Raw genomic sequence first — 22,787 nt, 5'->3', positions numbered from 1 at the left:
AGTATTACGCTCCTATAGACTTAACAAGTATATTATTTTCACTAAATACCTTACGTAATTCCATCGCTAATTTAATTGAAATGTCAGAATCACTATGTATGCAAATGGTATCTGCTTGAATTGGAATATCTTTACCGGAAATTGTCGATACGGTTTTAGTTGTTACAATTTGAAGTGCTTGATGAATGGCATCTTTCGTATTGTGATGAACCGAGTTTAATTGATTACGAGGGACTAATAGACCATCATCACCATATGCTCGATCTGCAAATACTTCTGAAGAAAAAGGAATATTCATTTCGATTGCAGCTTCAATTAATTTGCTATTTGCAAGTCCAAATAAGACTAATGAAGGATCGAAGCTTTTCATTGCTTTTGTAATCGCTAAAGCAAGTTTCAGATTAGTAGCTGCCATATTATAAAGTGCACCATGAGGTTTTAAATGACGTAGTTCAACTTGGTTTACTTTGCAAACCGAATAGAGTGCACCAATCTGATAGAGAACTAATTTATATATTTCTTCTTCACTGAAGTTCATTTCTCTTCTACCAAAACCAAGTAAATCTGGAAAACTTGGATGCGCTCCAATTGATAGATTATATTGCTTTGCTAATTTTACTGTTTCATAAATTACAAACGGATCTCCTGCATGAAATCCGCAAGCGATATTAGCAGAAGTAATATGTGGCATAATTTGTTCATCATTTATTTTGTAATTTCCAAAACTTTCACCTAAATCACAGTTTAAATCAATGTGAATCAATAAAACGCACTTCCTTTTTAATTGAATAGTTGTCCTCTTTCACTAGTTGTTCAATCTCATTAAATCCTTCGATATTAATCTCAAAAAATTTCACTAGATCTCCAGGTTTAAAGTTTTCTGTGCCATTATTTTTAGTTGAAAATATTGAAATTGGCGTACGTCCAATAATATTCCATCCACCAGGAGATTCAAATGGATAAATCCCTGTTTGATGTCCAGCAATCCCAACCGAACCCTTTAATACTGTTTTTGGTTTTGTTAGCCTAGGAGTTGCTAGTTTAGGATTTAACCCGCCAAGATATGGAAACCCGGGTATAAAACCAATCATATAAATGGGATACATTTTTTCTAGATAAAGTTGAATTACCTCTTCAGTTTTTAGTTTATTATGCTCTGCTACTTTTGGAAGTTCTGTCCCAAACGTGGAACTAAAACAAATTGGAATTTTATAAATTGTATGTTCTCTGTTAATTTTCGAACTAGTATAACGATTAAAATGACCTTTTATTTCTTGGTATATTTCCTTGTATGAAAAGTTAATTGAATCATAAAAAATCGTAATGGAATGATAAGATGGTACAACTGCTGTTATTTTAGTCAATAATTTAGTTTTTAGATATTCTGAAAAAGCATGTACTAATTTATTTGTTTCCATTGAAATGGAATCACCTAAATAACATACTAAGCCAGAGCAACCTACTGGAAATATATCCAATTTGGTGCTAGTCATTTAAATCAATCACTTCGATTGCTAGCTTTATAGCGTTCGTCAAATCAGTTTGTGACCAACTTGGCAATTTCTGATCAATTACGGCCATTTCATGTGAAGCTGGGATATGAATAAAGCCACTCGGAATTTGCTTGTTAATTTTATTTAATTCATTAAGCATTTGATACATCACGTTATTACACAAATAAGTACCTGCAGAATTGGATATTTCAGCTGGAAATTTGTGATTGTTTAATTCATTAACAATCTTTTGAATTGGAAGTGTTGTAAATAGTCCATCCGGGCCTTCTGGATCAATTTTAGCCCCTGCATATTTATTCCCTTTATTATCCGCTGCACCATCATTGCAATTTATGGCGATCCGTTCTGGCGTTATTTTTAATCGACCACCTGCTAATCCTAATGATATAACTGCCGATGGGTTATACGTATGAAATAATTTTATAAACTCATTACCCGCTGTACTGAAATCAACAGGTAAAACTGCCCCAATTATTTGAAACCCACCAACCTCTTGATTATTTAACTCTTTCACAATTTCTTCTGTAGGATTAATTGAAAAGTTCAAAAAAGGTTCAAAACCCGTTAACAATAATGTGTTCAAAAGCACTCAGTCCTTTGGTAGAATTTATATAGTTCAATATTTCGACAAAGTCAGTATAATTTCCTGTCATATTAGTAAAAGAGGTTGAATTCCAAGGTATGTTCTTTTTTAATTAAGTCATTTGTTCAATTTTACTATTAAAAACTGTTTTTTTTTGTTTTTTTCGTCCTATTACGGTATGTGAAATTTTCGTTATTAGACATAAAAAAGAAACTTAAACATCTCTTTTTAAGAGAAATTTAAGTCACTTTAAGAAAAACTTAAGTTTCTGATATAATTATCTACTTAAGAAGATCCACCAACAATTAATGAAACTTCAATTTTCTCATTCTCAATAACTTCGTTAGATATGAGTTTCAATAAATTTTTAGCCGCTAATGAACCCCAATCAAATGTAGAATAAGATACAGTACTTAATCTTGGTGATACATATTGTGATAATTCAATATTATCAAAACCTACAATATAGACATCTTTCCCTACTTTATAATCTGTATTTTGTAGATAGTTATAGATCCCAATTGCCATTTCATCATTTAAACAGAAAATTGAACTTGGCTCATTATAGTTTGAAAAGATTTGTTGTGCTGCTAACTCTCCTGAATCCTTCATGAAATTTCCACCGATTTCAATTAACTCAATTTCAGGATAATTTGCTACTTCCTCTCTAACACCTTCCATACGTTTACTTGAATCGTATGATCCTTCTGGCCCTGTTACCGCATATACTTTTTTTACATCATTTTTAAGAAGTTCTTTAATCGCTAATTTAGCTCCACTATTATTATTTAATAGAACGCCTTTAATATTATTGTGCTGTAATTCTCGATCCATCACTACCATTTTATAATTTTTTTCTGCATAGTCTAAAAGTTCTTCATCTGAAAAAGCCTGATCTAATATGATTCCACCATCAATTACTTTTTCTAGTAAAAGTCGATGGGATTGCACGCCAGAACAAGCAATTAATTCATAACCTTTGTCGTTTAAAGCTTGTCTCATTCCTCTTAATAGTGGTCCGTAAAAATAACCTCCATAATCAGCTAAGAATACCCCAATAATTTTTGTTTCTTTAACCTTTAACATCCTTGCCGCAGCATTAGGAACGTAACCTAATCTATTTGCAATCTTCATGATTCTGCTACGAGTTTCTTCTGTTACTTTTGGACTACCATTCAATGCATATGACACCGTTGAAATGGAAACTCCAGCTTCTTTGGCAATATCTTTTATTCCCGCCATCCCATATCCTCCATTCTATGTATACCAAAAAGCCATTTTTCTATTTTTTCTTTGATTACGTTTAGATTAAATGTAGATGAAATATAATACGTATATTAATTTTATCAAAATTAATTAATACTTTCCTTTATTTTTTCCACCCTTTGTATCTAAATTAGAAATGTTATATTTATACTTTTAAAAAGTGAGCACTGAAGTATTTTTAACTTCCATTGCCCACTTTTACATCAATGGTAAAATTAAGAAGTAATAAAGTTATTGGGAATATTAGGGCATAAACTAATGGAAATATTATAAAAAGAGTGAGGTTTAGCAAATAAAACACTCTGCCATGACCTCACTTTGGTTTTTTATAGTTTTAAGTAATATTTATTACAATTGAACATCACATAAAGTGATTCGTAAAGTAGTTTAACAAATACATATAATGATCAAATGAAATCGAACTTTCATTATGATGGATTACTATATTCCTATGCTTATTATTTGAATGATCTCGTTGCCAATTCGATAATGCTGCCAAATTTTTAAAGTTTGGTCTTGTAACTGAATTAGTCAGGTAGGCTGACCGAAATGCTCCTGGCCATCTCATTTTATTCAGGGCAAAAATCATTTGTTCGGCTGTCAATATTCCTAATCCATGTCCAAAATAAGTACCATCTCCTAGAACTACCGCATTTTCCCCTCTCCACTCAGGGGTGAGTGGATTAAATTCTGGATTATTAAAATATACGATATCTCCAGGTAAAATTCGGTTAGAATACTGTGCACCTATACCTAAGTCAGTATTAGTATGCCAGCCGTATAAATAGATGTTTTGAAATATTTGATTAAATAAGTTTTCGCCAATAAGATTTAGGACCGCATGGTAATAAATGATGACCATTGCCGTTGCACATTCAAACGCATAATATGAACTATTAATGAAAATATCATTAATTGCGTCAGAAGGTCTTACGCCTCTCCTCAATAGGAATCCGCCAGTTCTCATTAATTGCCAGTACATTGGATTACAATAAGATTTTTCAAATACTGCAAACCTGATTTTATTTTGAAACATAGCTCTTGCACTTAAAATTATGTTATTTCGCAACATCCCCTCATACTCTTCAACAGATCGAAATCCAAATAAAGTCGGTTCTTCATTCATCCGTTGAATGATCTTTTTTACACTACTGTCAGACGAACCCGAGTCAATTTCTTGAGTGGGCAATCCCGAAAAACGATTCATAATATACCTCTTTTCTACATCAAGTATTAGTTTTCCATGTATACCCATCATATTCAATCATCTTTTTTAAGTGTATATTCGTCGAAGGACCTTTCCTTGGTCAAGACCCCAAAAAGTGGATATGAAATAAAAAGCAGAGTTATTTCTTTGAAATAGCTCCCTTTTTACGTGCTTAAGAAGCCAGTTGTTGATGTCTAAAACTAACTGGAGATTGTCTATTCAGTCGTATTTGTCTTCTTTTGTGATTATATTTATAAATATATTTATCAATTATCGCTTTTAAATCCTCCATATTTTGTACAGAATAGGGATAGAATGCTTCTGTCTTTAAATGAGAAAAGAAGCTTTCTATACAGGCATTATCATATGGATTGCCTGGTCGAGACATACTGGACTTAATTCCGTAAGCATCCAGTGTATCTTGGTATAGCTTGGATGTGTACTGTGTTCCCCTGTCGCTATGGAGAATAACATTTTGCACATCCTTTTCTTTTTGAACTGCTTGATACACTGTCTTTATTACCAAAAGAGTCTCTGTATTTTTACTCATTTCATAAGCAAGAATTTCATTATTATAAAGATCTAATATAGCTGATAAATGTAATTTCTCAGCCCCTACTTGGAAGGGAGTAATGTCAGTTACCCACTTATGGTTTGGTTTATCGACTTTAAAATCTCTATTTAATCGGTTTGGTGCGATTGTTTCCGGTTCTTTCAATCTGTATTGATTGTAGTTAGGATACTTTCTCTTTTTTCTAATAATAGACCGGATTCCAAGTTCCTTACAAAGTCGATATACTCGTTTATGATTAATCTTCATATGGTATTCTTCTACAAGCTCACTGTGTATATTTCGAAACCCCCATTGTTTATCTGATTCATCATACAATCTCAGAATTAAATCTTTTAGTTCTCTATGTTTATCCTCTTTAATAGTCTTTTTATACTTATAATAACCACTTTGAGAAACCTCAAGAAAGTTACATAAATCTTCAACTGTAAATCGACTTCTTAAAATGTCAACAATATGGAACTTTAGTTTTTTCCCTCCTTTATCAAGATTTCCTGAAACTTTTTTAGAATGGCATTCTCTAACTCCAATTTCTTAATGTATCGTTCTTGATCTGAATAATCTTTTTTTCGACCTCTATTATCAAGATGAAATGCGTGTCCGTCTCTTTGATATTTCATCCACCAAGTAGTAACAGTGTCACTACTTACAATGTTTAATCTGTCAGCAATTTGCTTATAAGAATAACCTTCTTCTTTTAAACGGATTGCTTCTGCCTTAATTTCCATACTATATTTTTGAAACTTTTGTCCTTTTTTCGCCATAAGAAACACCCCTTAAAATCAATGTTGCCCATATGTGGGTTTTTCAACATCTACTTTAAGGGGTGCAGTCTATCCTAGTGGTTCTTTTTTAATTAGCATGAATACAAAAATCTAACGAAAAGAAACTAAATAATAAATAATTAAAATTTATGAAGTGAATTAAACAAAACGGATACTTGACAACCTAACTCGCTACCCATTTATGCTTTATAACGATTTAATTTCTTTCTTAGTATGTTCTACTAATACGGTAAATGAAATTTTTATTGAAATACTAAGATTCTTTGTTGCAAGCTGCATTAATTGTGATATTTTTTTCATCAAAATCTTTTCCTCAATAATGGACTTTATTTGTTTACGATCTTAATTCCTTCCTATAATTCAATTTAGTCAATTAGTCATTGAATACAGTGAAAAAATAAAAAAAGTAAACGACATGTAGCATAACCCTCTACGTCATTTACTTTTTTATAAGTTTAATTATTAAATTATTGGGGATAAAATAATCGATTTATTTATAAATAAATCCTCTCTTTTTTCTTACCTGATTCATAGATTGCACAAATCATCTTTTGAGTTTTCATTGCTTCTTCACCAGTTATATGTAACTGAGAATGATCGTTCAATGATTCATAAAAATTATTAATCTGTTTTACATGACTAACGCCCCAATACCCCTTCGCGCCATTGCCATAATCAAAGGTTTCATTTGGATTGTTATCAGCAACGAACTCTCTTCCATCTTTTAAAGAGACTACTCCACGGTCAGCAACCATTTTAGCAAGCCCATTTTCACAATGCAGCTCAATCGTAACTGGTGCATCATAAGAATAATAGTTTATTGTATGGAAGGCAGTGACTACACCACTTCTATACTTAATAACACCTTCTGCACAATCTTCAACTTCAATCATTTCATGTGCTCTATTACTAATTGTCGCGTCGACATATTCAATCTCATCATCAACGAACCATCGCATTAAATCCATCGTATGAATCGCTTGGTCAATGACTACCCCGCCACCTTCTTTTTCCCAAGTCCCTTTCCAATCACTAGTTAAATAGTACGCGTCAGAACGGTCCCAAGTTACTGATAGTTTTCCAGATTTTATTTTTCCTAGCGTACCATTTTGTAACATTTCTTTAATTAAAACTGATCCTGGATTATACCTATTTTGAAAAATGACACCTAATGTTACTCCATTATTTTTTGCTGTTTCTACCATTTCTTGTGCATCAGAATAATGAATAGACATTGGCTTTTCAGTAAGGACATGGATTTTTCGCTTTGCAGCTTCAATTGCAACCGGCGCATGTAAATAATGCGGTAAGCAAATATGGATAACATCTAAATTTTCTTTCTCAAAAAGCTCTAGATAATTTGTATAATAAGTACATTTGAATTGTTCAGCTTTCTCTTTTGCTCGCTCTTCTTTAATATCACAAACCGCTACCAATTCTACATTTTCTCTTATGAAAGCAGGTTGTGCATGCATTAAAAATATATTTCCACAACCAATAATCGCAACTCTTAATTTTTCCATTTTTTCACCAACTTTTTTTGGATTGGTTACCTATTTTTTATTAAGTCCACCACATTTGTGATGGCTCTTCGTTTATCAATACGGAATGTAAGTTTTTTACAGCACGTGAAAAACCTTCTTCAATCGACATGATTGGGTCTTCATGTTCAATACTAACAACATAATCATATCCAAAAGTACGTAGTGCGCTCATCATATCAGACCAATCTTTCAAACTATGTCCACAGCCTACTGAGCGGAATGTCCAAGCTCTAGTTTGAACTTCACCATAAGGTTGCATATCAGTTAAACCATACATATTTACATTATCTTGGTCGATATACGTATCTTTTGCATGGAAATGATGAATCGCATTTTCTTTTCCAAGTATTTTAATCGCTGCTACTGGATCAATCCCTTGCCACCAAAGATGACTAGGATCTAAGTTAGCACCGATTGCATTACTAGTTTCTTTACGTAACTTTAATAATGTATATGGAGTATGAACTAAAAAGCCACCATGTAGTTCTAGTCCAATTTTCACTTGATGATCCTCCGCAAATTTGCCCATTTCTTTCCAATAAGGAATTAACTTTTCTTCCCATTGCCAATTTAGTACATCTCTATACTCATTTGGCCAAGCAGTTACTGGCCAACTTGGGTATTTTGCTTCTTCATGGTCACCACTTGTTCCAGAAAAACAATTGACAACTGGTACACTTAATAGCGAAGCCAGTTTAATCGTTTTAGCAAGTACATCATGAGATTCCTTTGCAAACTCTTTATCAGGTGATAATGGATTACCATGACAACTAAAAGCACTAATCGTTAATCCTCGTTTTTCAACTTTTTCAATATATTCTCTTCTTACTTGCTCACTTTCTATTAAACGGTCTAACGGACAATGGGAATTTCCAGGATAACAACCTGTACCAATCTCAACAGCCTTTAATCCCGAATCTGCAACTTTATCAAGCATTTCTTCAAATGATTGATCCGCAAATAATACTGTGAATACTCCTAATTTCATCGATTTCTCGCTCCAATCTATGATTTACGTTAATGCCTCTATGGCCTCTTTATGTCCATATGAAGGATAATTTCTTTTTGATTTATTCGCCCAATTTACTGCATTAATGATAATTTTTTGAACTTCTTTATGATGATAAGTTGGATAAGTTTCATGTCCTGGTCTGAAATAGAAGATTTTTCCATTCCCTCTTTTAAATGTACAGCCACTTCTAAATACCTCTCCACCTTTAAACCAACTTACTAACACTAGCTCATCTGGAGTAGGAATATCAAAATGTTCGCCATACATTTCTTCTTTGTCAATTTCAATATATTCGCCAATACCATCTACTATCGGATGACTCGGATCGACAACCCAAAGTCTTTCCGTTTCAGCTGCTTCACGCCATTTTAAATCGCAGCTAGTCCCCATTAATTTTTTAAAAATCTTAGAAAAATGCCCAGAATGTAAGACAATTAATCCCATACCTTGCAATACTTTTTCATAAACTTTTTGAACAATTTGATCTTCCACATCATTATGAGCAATATGTCCCCACCAAATTAATACATCAGTATTTTCTAGCACTTCACTGGTCAATCCATGATCAGGTTGCTCTAATGTAGCTGTCGTAGTATCATACCCTGCTTCATTTAAGAACGTTGCAATGGTTGAGTGTATTCCGCTTGGATAAATGCTTTTTACAACTGGATTAATTTGTTCGTGTCGATTTTCATTCCAAATCGTAACTTTTACCATATGTCTCACCCATCTCTATTTTTTTACATATTTTAATAGCGTTTTAAGCTTCAGCTAAAATCCTTTTTAAATTATTCAATCCAATTTCAACACTTTCTAATTGTGGTTTCGTAAACGCTTCTTGCTCAACAATTAACCATTCAGCTGAATTTAGTTTTGCTTGTTGTACAATTCCTTTTATATTCATAATTCCATTTCCAACTTCAGTACTTTCCTCTTTGGATGGTGCCATATCTTTCAGGTGAATTAATGGAGTTCTTCCTTTATACTTACTCATATATTCAACCGCATCTACACCAGAAAATTCTAACCAATAAGTATCTAACTCTGCTTTTAAGAGATTTGTTGGAACTGAGTTTAATAAAATATCTAGTATATATTCGCTTTCTAATCTGACTAATTCATGAGCATGATTATGATAAACTAACGATATTCCCGCTTCAGCTAATCGGTTTCCAGATTGTTGTAAATGTTCCGCAAATTCTTTCCATTCTTCTAAACTAGTAAAATTGGCCCAAGGACATACAACATATTTGTTTCCTAATTCTTTTTCGAAAGCTATTACGTCATCAATATAATGAATAATTTGATCTGCACTTACATGGGCTCCTGCTATCTTTAATCCTAGTTTGTTTAAAACAGCTTTTATTTCCGAAGCATTTTTACCATAGTATCCCGCGAACTCTACTCCGTCATAACCCATTTTCGCTACTTTTTCTAAAGTACCGAAAAAGTCGATTGCTGCGTCCTCTTTTACACTCCATAATTGTAGGGCAATTGGTAGTGTCATATATTTCATCTCCTATACTAATTAGTTAAAATATACCGGTTTCTTTGATTTTGAAGATTCGTAGATTGCCTCTAAAATTTGAGTTACAACTAATGCTTGCTCAGGTTTAACAATTGGCTCTGTATCATTAATGATACTATCAATCCATTGTCTCGCTTCTAATACTTCAGCGGAATCGGTTGCGCCTTCATAAAAAGCTACGCCGCCAGTGTTGATATCAATTTTTTTATCGTAAAGTCGCCCATATGCTTCTCCATTAATTCGGAGACCATCTCTCATATCAGCTCCACCTTCAGTACCACAAAGTGTAGTTTGAGCTTCACCTATTTCAAGAGTGTTTAAAGCCCAGCTCGATTCTAGGATAACGGTTGCACCATTTGCCATCGTTATAAAACCAAATGCAGAATCTTCTACTTTAAATTCCTTTGGATCCCATGGACCAAAAGCATTTGCAGCGTTTTCTTTATGAGATAATTCGTGGTAAACGTTTCCAACTACAAATTTAGGTTTATAATTATCCATCAGCCATAACGTTAAATCCAAAGCATGAGTACCAATATCAATCAGTGGTCCGCCACCTTGCTCTTCTTCGTTTAAAAATACACCCCAAGTAGGTACCGCTCTTCTTCTTATCGCATGAGCTTTTGCAAAATAAATTTCACCTAGTTCATTATTTTTACAAACTTCACTTAAATATTGTGAATCGTTTCGAAAACGATTTTGATAGCCAATCGTTAATTTTTTTCCTGTACGTTTAGACGCTTCTACCATCGCTTTTGCTTCTGCTGAAGTTTTTGCCATAGGCTTTTCACACATAACGTGTTTACCAGCTTCTAAAGAATCAATTGTAATAAATGAATGAGATTTATTTGGTGTACAAACGTGAATGACATCTATCGATTCATCTGCTAATAATTCCTTGTAATCTGTATATGTCTTTGCTTCCTCTACACCAAATTGTGCCTTCGCTTTAATAGCACGTTCTTCAATAATGTCACAAAAAGCTACCATTTCTACATGATCTAATACTGCTAAGCTTGGCATATGTTTACCATTTGCTATACCGCCACAACCGATTATTCCTACTTTTAATTTCATTATAAAAACCTCCGGAAATGTTATTTACATTTCCAGTTTATAGAAATAATTCATTTGAGTCTTCCTTACACCTTGCCTAAAACTTCTCAAATATTGTCTTTTTTTTATATTGGGTTGGAGATAAACCAACTTCGTTTTTAAATAATCTGTTAAACGTTTTCACATTAATGAATCCAACATTATAAGCAATTTCTGTAATTGGTAAATCTTCATTAAATAAATACCATTGAGCCTTCGTTATTCTGTATTGATTTAAAAAATGACAAAATGTAGAACCAGTGTATTTTTTAAAAAACTTTGCAAAATATGAATTGGTAAAGCCGATATAATTCGCAACATCATTTAATGTAATATCATTCATATAATTCTCTTCTATAAAATGAAATATTTTTTCTAGTTTTAATAAACTAGCCTTCCTATTTGGATAGTTTAGTTTATTATTTTCTGTATGAGGTAGGTCCCGATAAACTAGAAGTAAAATATCATATAATCTAGCTCTTATCGCCAATTCATATCCTTCTTTTTTGCCGATATATTCACATTCAAGTTCTTCTAAATAGGTAATCATTTTCTGTTTAACTTCTTCATTCCAAAAAACACTAGATTTTTGAATACAATTAAACAATTCGATTAGTTCCATATTATTTTTTTTCAAAAACTGTACATCTTCGAAAATAGTAAAATCAAATTGCACGACCAATCTCATACTATTTGGTGAAGATAAAAAATAATGAATATCACCACTATTAATGATATAAAATTCGCCTTCTTCTAAATGAAGTAACTCATCATTTACACCAATCTTTAAAACGCCTTTCTGTACATAAATGATTTCTACGAGTTTATGCCAATGATGACCAACTAACGTCAATCCATCATTTGAAAATAAACAAAATGGAAAATTCCGATCTAGTCTCCTCACTTCAAGAGTGGCGCTCATTCTTATCCCCCCTTACAACTATTTTTATTATGTATGTATTTTACATTAACATTAAATATAGATTTTTTCATAGAATTCCCATTTTAAAGTCAGAAAATAAAAAGATGCTTATACCGAGTAAAAAAGTATAAACATCTATATAGTGAATTCGTTCATTTTTTCACAAACTCATTTCCAATAAATCAATTGACTCTCAAGGTTTTCCTTATTTACATAATTTCTTTGCATCGGAAAAGGACAGCCTAAGTTATATTTCTTAATTTCATCATTTACTTCCGAGATCATTTTAGCTATTTCTTTACTATTTTCATCAGAATTTAACTTCATCAAAATCGTTTCAAGCTTCTGGAATATTTTCTTTTGTTGCATTACCCAATCTGGTTTATAGCCTGACTTCTTAATAACAGTTGTTAATAAATCATCTTTTAAAAGCTCCTTAGGTAATGGTTTACCTATTCCAGGTAAATCTTCAAAACCACCTTCTTTTTCATGACGTTTAACAATTTCACTTAACCAATCTACATATTTCCCATTATTCGTCATCGTTATAGCCACCTTTTTGGTTAGTCCTATATTATACTATTCGTTACTTTCTAACTATTTCCTTTCTATATTTTATGCAAACGAATGGTTTAAGTAAGTTTCTAACTTTATCAAAATTATGAACTTTTTTTGAATAAACAAAAAGAGGAACCGCTCATGCCAGCCCCTCTCAGTTTTTATATGTATTTTTAAAACCAAATTAAGTATAATGAAAAAATTTATGCTCGATGTCTTTGAATAAACACATTCTCTTTATAATTTTTTAACAATCCTCTTTCTCTCAAATATTCCTTAAAATACAAGTTCGCTTCTTTCCGCTCATCATAAGGATTCTTAGAAAGTACAAAGCCTAACTTATCTTCCTTTTGAAGTTCAACACCTGACATATATAAATGAATTTTATTTTGATGATAAATTTCTTTTAACGGTTCCATGAAATTAATAGTGAAAGCAGAAAGCAACTTCATTTCCGTATCGAATGTAAACCTTGAAATATACGATAAATCCACAAAAATTACGCCAATAAATCCAGTATTTGAAATTTCAGCCCTTATTGTTTTGTCATTATTTAAGTGACCAATTTCACGAAGATATTCAATAAAATAACGAATTCCTTCTTCTTTTTCGAATGGCTTTTTTGATAAGATTAAGCCTATTTTCTTTTCCTCTCTTAAATATTCACACGCAATAAATGCTGGAATTTTTTGTTTTTGAAATAATGCACATGCAGCTTGCAATAGTCCATTTAATACTTCATGTATAATTAAAGGATGTTTCCTTGTAAAATAATATTGATTTTCTTGCAATTCTTCCATATCAATGAAACTTGCTCCGATAAAACCTGTATTGGATATAATAGGTGTTTTTGATTTCCTTTTAGTTGCTCCATTTCTTTTCATCATGCAAGTTCCTTTCCTTCTAAAATCTATACATAGAACATTAGTTCGCCTTTTATATTTTAATCATACACAATAAATTTTAAAATGTAAATCTTAAAAATGAAAAAAGGATACGAAAATTTTTCGCATCCTTGAAATAATTTTTATTAAGATTGATCATTAGCTTAAGAAACAGTTTCTTCCTCAATGTCTACATAGCAATCCATTGTATGTACTTCTTTATCTTCATGATTTCCAAAGTAAATAGTGAAATTCATAGTCTAACACCCTTTCACAAAGGATATAATTTTAATTTAAATTCTATTTAATTATATTATTATTTCCAAGAAATAACAATACTTACATCATATATGAAAAAAGATGTTTAGGTTAATAGAAAATCATTTTACTTTATTACTAATTGGTCTTTCAAAATACTAAAAAACTAGTTTATTTAAGCTGTCCGACTTTTAACTGGCACATATAAATGAACTTTAGCTTTTCCATCTGGGTCTTCAGCAGGATTATTCATACTAAATTCTAAGTTATAGCGGTCATAATCAGGTTCAAACTCACTGTTTGGTGACCATTGTTCATACATATATTTATATCCATTATTTAACATACTAGGAGAATCATAATATTGATACAAAACGTAATGACCTCCATCTAATTTTCTAAATTGGATATTTTCATGTTTTTCTTTATCAAAACCATCAGGTATTGTAACACAGGCATCGTGACGACAATTTAGACTTTCTATTAAATCTGGGTTATCTAAGGAAATTCCTATGAAAGATTGTTGTGGTGGAAAAAGTCCATTATTTATTGCCCAATTTAATAACTTATCCCAATGTTCCCCATTTGGTTCAAAATATGATCCGACACGTCTAAAAAACGCAACCTCATATTCTGTTAGTTCTTTAATTACAACTTTCATTTTCTCAACTCCAAATTGGTAATATAGTCCTTTATTCTCTTTCCTTTATTTAAAATCCTTTTCTTACAAAAATTAAATTTAGAGCATATACATCTACCGAATATGAAATTGTGAAAAGAAAAAAATTCTTCTAGTTCATTAATTCTTTTGTCCAATACCCTTCTACTTATATAGAATATAGTAATATGTTCTACTTAATAAGGAGGTTTTAGTTATATCATTGATTGTACCGATAAGATATATAGAAACGCTACCAGGAAAAGCTGCACATTTATTTTTGTTTAGTGATGGTAATCGTTATGCTGTTAAATGTAAAAATAATTTCCATGGAACAAGGGAACTTGTAAACGAATATGTTGTCGCTAGATTAGGTCAACTGTTGAATTTGCCTGTTGTACCTTTTGAAATTGTAACGATGACTGAAAAGCAAATTCAGCAAATACCCAAAAAATTTTCTTCTCATTACCAACCAGGTAAACAGTTTGCTAGCCTTTTTATTGATAACTGTATTGGCCTTGCAAAAAAACCTCCTCGTCCGACTATAAATGAATTAAATAATCCCCATATTTTGGCTGGAATTCTCGTTTTCGATTATTGGGTGCATGATGCAGACCGCACTAAAAGCAATATACTTTTAAAACGACACCCAGATGGACAGTATGACATTCATATGATTGATCATGGAAAATGTTTTCCAGGAGGATACAAATGGAATGCAGAAACTCTTCAAAAATCCAAAAAGTTTAAAAAGGAATCAATCGTTCATGTTTGGACGGTAGATATGTTAAATGACTTAAACATCATAACGTCTTATATTGAAAAAATCTTAGCATTATCTGATGTCTCAATCGAAGAAGTTATTCAGGATATACCAGTAGACTGGAATGTTTCAAACGAAAACAAAGTAGCACTTTTTAAATATCTGAAGGAGCGCAAAAAAACACTTGCTGAATCAGTTTATACATTTGTAAAAAAATATTTGAATTAGTTACGATGGAAGATATTATTCGTCTATCAATATGATTATTATGGGTATTTTTACTGCAGTATTTCGGAGACATATCTATTTTTATTAACATTTCATTATCAGGAGTGAATCTATTAAAAAAACCAAAATACCCTTCAGATATTTTTCTGAAGGGTTTCTTTATTATTATAGTTTCTTTTAATATATATTTGACGAAACTTGAGAAATGAAATAATTCTCCAAGGGCAAATATATCCGATTGCAACGGTCATAAAAAGTGCTGCCTCAGTCTCATTGCCGAGCCACTTTAAATAATCGCGAAGTACAAATCGGATAATAAAGATTATAACAAAGACGACGATGAAACTTTTGTTCTTTGTAGCGTAGATTTGTTGATCAGATCGGAGTTCATAATTTGTCGTCCAAATAAGTGGAATAGATAAAATAACTCCAAAGAGAAGTGCACAAATCCATACCCAGCTAGCTGCATGAGCATTCGGATTCAAAACAATGGGAATACTAGGGATCAGTAAATATAGCATTGGGAGAAGAAGGCGAACTCCTCTTCCTTTAATTGGGTGATACATAGCTCTCGTTCTTCGCCATAATACCAATGCAGCAACCATAATAACAATCATATAAAAAGAAGAAGCGTTCATATATTCCCCCGCAATTGTAATATTTTAAGTGTTGAAAAACATTAAACATTTTAATGTATATTCCTCAGATAAAGAGATAAGAAGTCAAAACGAAATTAAGAAAAGCTTTTAGAAATTCATATATTAGGAGAAAGATCTATTTTTGAAAGTGATATTGTCATATTTTATGTATGCTAAAATAATGAAATCTGTTAGTTGAATATTAAAACTCTATATAAAAGGGATGGCTGTTTTCATTCAAACAATATTCAATTCTTTGTTTGAAATTTTTCCAAGTTACCATAGTTAAGGCCTCCTCAATAGGAAAATATCCCACTTCTATGCTTTCTGAAGATGTTGTCAACTTTCCACCAATTGGTTTAGCTAAAAACAATGTGTTACAAATTGATCCACTAACATTTTGAAATACTCCACAAAATTTCAAAACTTCAATATCAATTCCACTTTCCTCTTTTGTTTCCCTAATTGCAGCTTCTTTCAATGATTCCCCCTCTTCAACTTGCCCACCTGGCATTTCCCAACCTCGTTGTGGACCCTTAATTAATAAAATTTGATTTTGTTCATTTATTACAATTGTCGCTGCTGAAATAATATGTTTGGGTGGTGAAAACTTATTTTCTGTATTTTTTTCCTTAGATAACAAAAGAATTCCCCTTTCTTCATCTAACTCCTAAATAATACTTTTTAAATATTCTATTAAAACTTAAAGAGACCTTTTTTCAAATAAATGCATCTTTTTTATGTCTATGGATGAAATGATCAATTATTCCGCTCAATGGAAGGTTAGCTAAAAAAGAAGGAAATTTTATTCCTTCTGTCGAATTTTGAAGGATTAGTACGATGAAGGAGATTTTCACATGGATTATATCAAAAATATGAGGAAATATATTGGAAACGAAACCCTATTCACAATAGGTTGTGGGATCATTATAGAGGAAAATGAACAAATATTGTTGCAACACCGAACAGACGAAGACAATTGGTGCATACCAGGTGGAATTATGGAAATTGGAGAAACTTTTGAGGAGGCGGCAAAAAGGGAAACTCTTGAAGAAACGGGACTTACTGTAACGGGATTAGAGTTGTTTGGTATCTATTCAGGTGAAAAATGCTTTGTTCAGTACCCTAATGGAGATAAAGCATTCAGCGTTCAAATAATTTTTTTATCTAAACAATTTACTGGAGAATTAAAACAAAAGGATATTGAAAGCAGAGAACATCGATTTTTCAGAAAGACAGAGCTTCCTACTAACTTAAATCCACGACAAAAATCATTCATAATTGATTGGGAAGAAGATAATAGACATCCAATTATTAAATAATTAACTCAACAGAGGCTTTTATGGAATAGGAAATTCATAAAGAGTGAAAAACCCAGAACAATTAAGATCTGGGTTTTTCACTCTTTTAGTAGAATGCTATATGCTTTTTTCACTTAACATATTTCAGAGTAGTTATTTCAATACACTCCTACAAACTCACATATTTTATGTCTTAATCGTTGAAACATTTGCTAGAATCAATTGTTTTAAAAATTCGTGTATATACATCCTTTATGTTAAGATCGTTTACTTTGTCATTGTATAGTCCATATCCACAGAAATGATTTTCATCCAAAATACCCGTGGCATAGGATTGGTCAACCATATCAGGCGCATCTTTATAGGATATTTGTCCATTAATAATTAATTCAAATGATTTTTTTGAATCCATAAAGAAAAATGGAAGACCAGAATGTTGATAAATAGCTAGATATTTATGATTGGCAACTTTAGAAAGATGTTCCTTCTTTATTATTATGGCATCAAATTCCGAGGAAAGATTCTTAGTTTCTTCGATTTTATCCAAATTAATATGTTTGAATTTCACATTCTCTTCTCTTACTTTCGGAATATTTCCTATAACACCAATAATTAATTTTTTCCCATCATAAAGAGGTGTGTAAATAGTATCAGAATTACAACCAGTCAATATGACTAATACTAGCATTAAAACTGGAATTATTTTTTTCATAAAATTAGACTCCTGTTATGTAATTAGTTGATTAGTTAGAAACTCCACAAATGTAATGATCGAACACAATCAAATGAAATTTATTTACTAGATTTTTTGCTAATTCTTCAAAACTATAAATTGCATTTCCAGCAAGGCTGTGAACACAAACAATAGTTGGATTTTCTTTATTTCCATTTTCGTATTAACTCACTCTATTCTTAATTTAGAACAAATGCCTTCTATTAAGCTATTATCTTGTTAAAAGCTGTCCATTCGTTTTAGGTTCTTCCTCTAAAATCCTATTAACTTCATCTAAATTTTCTTTATTTACAAAATCGAAATCATTTAATCCAGGATATAAATTTTCATTTCTGAGAGGTTTCTTCTTTTTTTGCACTGTTTGGTTTTCCATTAAGCGCTCAATTCCCAATTTAATAAGATTAAAAGCAAATATTGAAACGATAAAAGCGATACTTGGACCAATGATTACCCATGAATCAATCGATAACTCGATGTAATTAGCACCAATCATCGCAGACCATTCATTAGCTTGTGACATCGGCCGATCGACACCTAGATCTAAGTAGAGAACTTTTACACCACCAATAAAAAGTTTAAAAACCCCTAATTGGGTTAGTAAAAATAAAGTATGAATAGTCTGTTGTACAAATAATAAAAGAATTCGGCTTCTTAAATATGGTATGACATGTTTACGGCGGATCCAGCCATTTCGTGCACCAATGACTCTAGAGCTAGTAATAAAATCATTTTTTAAAAAATCTCTTACTTCTTCACCTATTGAATTCATCAATATTGGTATTGAAATAATAATTAGTAGTGTTATTTGAATTGCAATCGTTTTTTCTTTTGCTGCTTCTGGAACGTCATTTAATTTCACAAAAAATGGAAATATAATGATTACAGCTGGGACAAAACGAAATGCATTTAAAATTGGTTCAATAATTTTTAATAATCTTTGATTCATGAATCCGAAAAATGTGCCTAGTAAACTACCAAATATGACTCTCATTAGTCCTACAACGATGGCAATGGATAAAGTGTATTTTGCACCATCAATTACCATCCAAAATACATCTCTTCCAAATCGGTCGACACCAAAAAGATATTTCGAACTTGGAGGATAACCATATGTATCTACTAATTTACCTTCTGCATTGTATAACAAAGCAGGGGCTGGTTTGATCGTATCCTTAATAAAGTAAGTATAAATAAAACTAAAGGTGATTAAGCCAAGTATGATAAAGCTTCCAATTATAATTGGTAAATATTTTCTATTTTTTATCATATAGCTTGTCCCCCTTTCATTCTATTAACAATTTGTTTAAACAAAATCTCTAGCAAAAAGAATGGGATAAATAGTAAAACTAGCGCCATAAAAAAGATTTCAGGCGAACTGCTGTTATTAAATAGAAATGAAAAATAGCCCTTCATATTAAAGAACTTCTCTACTATTAATAGATTTGAAATCATCATCCAAAATATTAGCTTACTATTACTTAATAAAGTAATCGCAACATTTCGTAATATATGACGGATAATAATCCAAGAATTAGACAGTCCCTTTGCTTTTGCATACTCTACATAGTCTCTAATTTTTTCTTCCTGTATTGCTAGAAATAACATTTGGAAAAGTTGAATAGTAGGAATGATTGATACAAGGAAGATTGGTAATGCGTAAGCTTTCGATTCAAAGCCATTTACTGGGTCCACAATTTTAACGCCTGTTTTATTAAAAATCCATAAAAAGAAAATTTGAAATACGCAAATCATTACTACATCTGGTATAGATTGTAGGAAAAATAGGATACTATTCATTATTTTTCTAAATGATTTTGGGCCTAAATTAACTATATAAGCAATAAATAATGCCACGAAAATTGAAAGTAAAAACGCTGATAAAAGAATCGTAAAAGAATAAATATATGGCTCTAAAAATACGGAAGAAAAAGGAGCATATTGAAATTCTTTTAAGTAAACTTCTAAATTATCGAAGTAAAAAAAACTCCAAAAAAAGATTTGTAGTTGATTCCAAAACTCAACCAGTCGCTCCCCTTTTGGTAAAAATAGAGTAAAAGAAGTAGCCGTAATTAATCCAATTCCGAATATGGTTAAACAAAACTGAAGAAGATATTTAGATATAATTCTACTTGTTTGTATCATGTTTTCTACACAATCTCTTTCGCCTAATTGTGTATTATTTCCCCTCCTTTTCTTGCTTTATCTTATCTTTACTAAATACTAGAAAACCTCCATCACTTAATTTACCGAATTTCCAAAATGTACCGTACTGTTTAATATATATATATTTTTGGTTATTTTTTTTCCCAACTCGATAACCTTCTGTAGTGGATCGAATGTTTTCACCATATTTACCGAATTTGTCTTGAATGTTTTTTGGTTGGTTTTCAGGCTTAAAAAATAATAAACCAGTTAGGTTTTTATTTTTTGTATCTAATAAAACTTTCTTATTTGCAGTACCATTTTCATCTGTTTTAATAGTAGTTTCGTAGATTACTTTCTTTGTATCATCATCTTTAAACAAAAGATTAAATTTAGCATTTTTAGGAAGTGATGATTCTACTTTAATCCCGACGGTTTTAAAATCATAAGTACCTTGTGGTTTAATAGCTAAATTTTGTGGAGGCTTTTTAATAGTACAAGCTGAAAGTACGATAGTTGCCAAGGTTAGTAAACAGACCATTTTAAATTTTTTCATTCGATTAAAAAACCCCTTTCAAAGGAATAAAATTTATTTCCATTTTTTTTTATAAAAGTTAAAATTTTTAACCAAATACAATTAATTTTATCAAAATAATGACGGCTTGTGCAGTGAAATTGTTATAATTTTCTATTTTATCGAATAATTCCACCATTTATTTGTTTTTATACAGTATAATAGATTCGTACCAACTACTAATAAAGGAGGCAATTTGATGGAAAAAATGTTAGTAAAACGTTTAACACGTGCTGAGGTTCCAACAGAAATGACATGGAAATTAGAGGATTTATTTCCGACTCGTGCAGAGTGGCTAGTTGCTTTAGAACTAATTGAGAATGACCTAGTAGAGGCGAAATCGCTAAAAGGTTCTGTCCTTAAGTCTGCTGAATCTTTAAAAAAGGCTTTATTAACTTATGAATCGATTATGCTTCAATTAATTCGTTGTGGTACATATGTAAGCTTACTTCAGTCTGGAGATGGTTCAGATTCTCAAAATCAATCTGATAGTTTACAATTTTCTAGCTTAAGTACAAAAGCAAATACAACTTTAACGTTTATTCAATCAGAGCTTTTACATTTAAATAACGAAATGTTAGAAGGATTTATTAAGGAAGAAAATGAAATTGAGGTCTTTAAATTATTATTAGAAGAAATTATTGCATCTAAAAAACATATATTACTCCCTGAAACTGAAGAGGCTTTAGCTGCGCTTGGTGAAGTTACTTCTGCCCCATATCGAATTTACCAAACAAGTAAGGCCGCTGATTTAAAATTCGATTCCTTTGAAGATGAAAATGGAAAAGAATTAGAAAATTCGTTTGCCATGTTCGAAAACTTATATGAATTCTCTCCAAATCAAACAGTGCGTAAACAAGCGTATGAATCTTTTACTAAAACACTTACCCAATACAAAAATACATATGCTTCGATTTATGCTACTCAAGTAAAAAAGGAAGTCGCATTAAGTAAATTACGTAATTATGACTCAGTTACGCAAATGCTACTTGAAGATCATAAAGTATCTTTAGAAATGTATCATAATCAATTAAATATCATCTTTAAGGAATTAGCTCCACATATGCGTAGACTAGCTAACTTAAAGAAAAAACAACTTGGACTTGAAACGATACATTTCTATGACTTAAAAGCACCACTAGATCCAGATTTCAACCCAAGCACTACTTATGAAGAAGCAAAAGAAACGATTTTAAAATCACTAGAAATTATGGGACCTGACTATGTTTCAATTATGGAAAAAGCGTTTGATGAGCGTTGGATTGATTATTCCGATAATGTTGGAAAATCAACAGGTGCATTTTGCTCTAGTCCGTATGGAGTGCATCCATATATTTTAATTAGCTGGCAGGATACGATGAGAAATGCATTTGTCCTTGCTCATGAGCTAGGGCATGCTGGTCATTTTTATTATGCAAACAAATATCAACGTGTTGTAAATACACGTCCTTCTATGTATTTCGTAGAAGCACCTTCGACATTTAACGAAATGTTATTAGGCCAATATTTATTAAAACAAACGAATGATCCAAAAATGAAGCGTTGGGTGATCCTGCAATTACTAGGTACTTATTATCATAATTTTGTAACTCATTTACTTGAAGGTGAGTTCCAAAGAAGAGTTTATGACCTTTCTGAAAAAGGTACGCCTCTTACAGCGAAGACCTTCTGTGAAGTTAAAGGGAATGTTCTGAAAGAATTTTGGGGAGATTCTGTTGAAATAGATGAAGGTGCAAGTTTAACTTGGATGCGCCAGCCTCATTATTATATGGGACTTTATCCATATACTTATTCTGCTGGATTGACTGCATCTACTGCAATTTCACGAAGAATTGCTTCAGAAGGCCAACCTGTTATTGATTCATGGATTGAAGTATTAAAAACAGGTGGATCGAAAAAACCTGTTGAACTATTAAAAATGGCAGGTGTTGATCTAACAACAAGTGCACCAATCAAGGAAGCTGTTGAGTATGTTGGTTCATTAGTGACTGAATTAGAGTCTCTTTTCTAAAAACATCAAAAA

25 protein-coding genes are annotated in these 22,787 nt (G+C 31.6%); 3 read left to right on the top strand and 22 right to left on the bottom strand.

Annotated elements, in window-relative coordinates; genetic code table 11:
• Positions 1 to 4: 4 nt before the first annotated feature.
• The 16 genes from COE53_RS06990 to COE53_RS06910 form a co-directional block, all read right to left on the bottom strand.
• A complete protein-coding gene (locus tag COE53_RS06990) occupies positions 5 to 760 on the bottom strand; it encodes a 5-oxoprolinase subunit PxpA (protein WP_098947612.1) in 756 nt (251 codons plus the stop codon).
• Positions 750 to 1,493: a 5-oxoprolinase subunit PxpB gene (pxpB, locus tag COE53_RS06985; protein WP_098947594.1), complete on the bottom strand. Its 744-nt coding sequence runs from the start codon at positions 1,491 to 1,493 to the stop codon at positions 750 to 752. Before pxpB ends, COE53_RS06990 begins: the two co-directional genes overlap by 11 nt.
• Entirely contained in the window at positions 1,486 to 2,103 is a 618-nt protein-coding gene (locus tag COE53_RS06980) for a pyroglutamyl-peptidase I (protein ID WP_353616537.1), read from the bottom strand. The genes pxpB and COE53_RS06980 overlap by 8 nt, the downstream gene beginning before the upstream one ends.
• A 279-nt stretch (positions 2,104 to 2,382) precedes the next feature.
• The gene (locus COE53_RS06975) at positions 2,383 to 3,339 is read right to left on the bottom strand and encodes a LacI family DNA-binding transcriptional regulator (RefSeq protein WP_069032574.1); all 957 of its coding nucleotides are present in this window, start codon (positions 3,337 to 3,339) and stop codon (positions 2,383 to 2,385) included.
• 385 nt (positions 3,340 to 3,724) lie between these two features.
• Positions 3,725 to 4,570 carry a protein-glutamine gamma-glutamyltransferase gene (locus COE53_RS06970; protein ID WP_069032637.1) on the bottom strand — a complete coding sequence of 282 codons (846 nt, stop codon included), beginning with the start codon at positions 4,568 to 4,570 and terminating at the stop codon, positions 3,725 to 3,727.
• Between the two features lie 172 nt (positions 4,571 to 4,742).
• Positions 4,743 to 5,588: an IS3 family transposase gene (locus tag COE53_RS06965; protein ID WP_069032573.1), complete on the bottom strand. Its 846-nt coding sequence runs from the start codon at positions 5,586 to 5,588 to the stop codon at positions 4,743 to 4,745.
• 17 nt (positions 5,589 to 5,605) lie between these two features.
• The gene (locus tag COE53_RS06960) at positions 5,606 to 5,905 is read right to left on the bottom strand and encodes a helix-turn-helix domain-containing protein (protein ID WP_069032572.1); all 300 of its coding nucleotides are present in this window, start codon (positions 5,903 to 5,905) and stop codon (positions 5,606 to 5,608) included.
• Positions 5,906 to 6,420: 515 nt separating this feature from the next.
• Positions 6,421 to 7,449 (bottom strand): Gfo/Idh/MocA family protein, encoded by a 1,029-nt coding sequence (locus COE53_RS06955; protein ID WP_025569013.1) that lies wholly within the window; start codon positions 7,447 to 7,449, stop codon positions 6,421 to 6,423.
• Positions 7,450 to 7,489: 40 nt separating this feature from the next.
• Positions 7,490 to 8,458, bottom strand: coding sequence for a sugar phosphate isomerase/epimerase family protein (locus COE53_RS06950; protein WP_029715356.1), 969 nt, complete (start codon positions 8,456 to 8,458; stop codon positions 7,490 to 7,492).
• A gap of 24 nt (positions 8,459 to 8,482) precedes the next feature.
• Positions 8,483 to 9,199, bottom strand: a complete 717-nt coding sequence (locus COE53_RS06945; RefSeq protein ID WP_029715355.1) for a ThuA domain-containing protein — start codon at positions 9,197 to 9,199, stop codon at positions 8,483 to 8,485.
• Positions 9,200 to 9,242: 43 nt separating this feature from the next.
• Positions 9,243 to 9,989: a sugar phosphate isomerase/epimerase family protein gene (locus tag COE53_RS06940; protein ID WP_069032571.1), complete on the bottom strand. Its 747-nt coding sequence runs from the start codon at positions 9,987 to 9,989 to the stop codon at positions 9,243 to 9,245.
• Between the two features lie 21 nt (positions 9,990 to 10,010).
• A complete protein-coding gene (locus tag COE53_RS06935; RefSeq protein ID WP_069032570.1) occupies positions 10,011 to 11,087 on the bottom strand; it encodes a Gfo/Idh/MocA family protein in 1,077 nt (358 codons plus the stop codon).
• Positions 11,088 to 11,163: 76 nt separating this feature from the next.
• Positions 11,164 to 12,027, bottom strand: coding sequence for an AraC family transcriptional regulator (locus COE53_RS06930; protein WP_025569010.1), 864 nt, complete (start codon positions 12,025 to 12,027; stop codon positions 11,164 to 11,166).
• Between the two features lie 168 nt (positions 12,028 to 12,195).
• On the bottom strand, positions 12,196 to 12,570 hold the full coding sequence (locus COE53_RS06925; RefSeq protein ID WP_025569009.1) for a DnaJ family domain-containing protein: 375 nt from the start codon (positions 12,568 to 12,570) through the stop codon (positions 12,196 to 12,198).
• A gap of 218 nt (positions 12,571 to 12,788) precedes the next feature.
• A complete protein-coding gene (locus COE53_RS06920; RefSeq protein WP_069032569.1) occupies positions 12,789 to 13,472 on the bottom strand; it encodes a hypothetical protein in 684 nt (227 codons plus the stop codon).
• Positions 13,473 to 13,902: 430 nt separating this feature from the next.
• Entirely contained in the window at positions 13,903 to 14,388 is a 486-nt protein-coding gene (locus COE53_RS06910) for an AraC family transcriptional regulator (RefSeq protein ID WP_069032568.1), read from the bottom strand.
• Positions 14,389 to 14,608: 220 nt separating this feature from the next.
• On the opposite strand from COE53_RS06910, the gene COE53_RS06905 reads away from it, so the two are divergent.
• A complete protein-coding gene (locus tag COE53_RS06905; protein WP_069032567.1) occupies positions 14,609 to 15,376 on the top strand; it encodes a HipA family kinase in 768 nt (255 codons plus the stop codon).
• A gap of 134 nt (positions 15,377 to 15,510) precedes the next feature.
• Here COE53_RS06905 and COE53_RS06900 read toward each other — a convergent pair whose 3' ends face one another.
• Positions 15,511 to 16,014, bottom strand: coding sequence for a CcdC protein domain-containing protein (locus tag COE53_RS06900; RefSeq protein ID WP_025569092.1), 504 nt, complete (start codon positions 16,012 to 16,014; stop codon positions 15,511 to 15,513).
• Positions 16,015 to 16,216: 202 nt separating this feature from the next.
• The gene (locus tag COE53_RS06895) at positions 16,217 to 16,657 is read right to left on the bottom strand and encodes an NUDIX hydrolase (RefSeq protein ID WP_025569093.1); all 441 of its coding nucleotides are present in this window, start codon (positions 16,655 to 16,657) and stop codon (positions 16,217 to 16,219) included.
• Positions 16,658 to 16,871: 214 nt separating this feature from the next.
• On the opposite strand from COE53_RS06895, the gene COE53_RS06890 reads away from it, so the two are divergent.
• Positions 16,872 to 17,336: an NUDIX hydrolase gene (locus COE53_RS06890; RefSeq protein ID WP_069032566.1), complete on the top strand. Its 465-nt coding sequence runs from the start codon at positions 16,872 to 16,874 to the stop codon at positions 17,334 to 17,336.
• A gap of 172 nt (positions 17,337 to 17,508) precedes the next feature.
• Here the strand turns inward: COE53_RS06890 and COE53_RS06885 are convergent, their stop codons facing one another.
• The 4 genes from COE53_RS06885 to COE53_RS06870 form a co-directional block, all read right to left on the bottom strand.
• Positions 17,509 to 18,027 (bottom strand): hypothetical protein, encoded by a 519-nt coding sequence (locus COE53_RS06885; RefSeq protein ID WP_069032565.1) that lies wholly within the window; start codon positions 18,025 to 18,027, stop codon positions 17,509 to 17,511.
• Between the two features lie 232 nt (positions 18,028 to 18,259).
• Positions 18,260 to 19,315 carry an ABC transporter permease subunit gene (locus COE53_RS06880; RefSeq protein ID WP_069032564.1) on the bottom strand — a complete coding sequence of 352 codons (1,056 nt, stop codon included), beginning with the start codon at positions 19,313 to 19,315 and terminating at the stop codon, positions 18,260 to 18,262.
• Complete coding sequence (locus COE53_RS06875) at positions 19,312 to 20,190, bottom strand: ABC transporter permease subunit (RefSeq protein ID WP_069032563.1); 879 nt, start codon at positions 20,188 to 20,190, stop codon at positions 19,312 to 19,314. The genes COE53_RS06880 and COE53_RS06875 overlap by 4 nt, the downstream gene beginning before the upstream one ends.
• Positions 20,191 to 20,224: 34 nt before the next feature.
• Complete coding sequence (locus tag COE53_RS06870) at positions 20,225 to 20,746, bottom strand: hypothetical protein (protein WP_069032562.1); 522 nt, start codon at positions 20,744 to 20,746, stop codon at positions 20,225 to 20,227.
• A gap of 217 nt (positions 20,747 to 20,963) precedes the next feature.
• Between COE53_RS06870 and pepF the strand changes: the two genes are divergently transcribed.
• Positions 20,964 to 22,775 (top strand): oligoendopeptidase F, encoded by a 1,812-nt coding sequence (gene pepF / locus COE53_RS06865; protein ID WP_069032561.1) that lies wholly within the window; start codon positions 20,964 to 20,966, stop codon positions 22,773 to 22,775.
• Positions 22,776 to 22,787 lie beyond the last annotated feature (12 nt).

Source organism: Bacillus sp. AFS029533, from assembly GCF_002585125.1.
GTDB classification, from domain to species: domain Bacteria; phylum Bacillota; class Bacilli; order Bacillales; family Bacillaceae_G; genus Gottfriedia; species Gottfriedia luciferensis_B.
The sequence above is the reverse complement of the archived record's forward strand: the minus strand, read 5'-3'. Positions and strand labels throughout refer to the sequence as shown.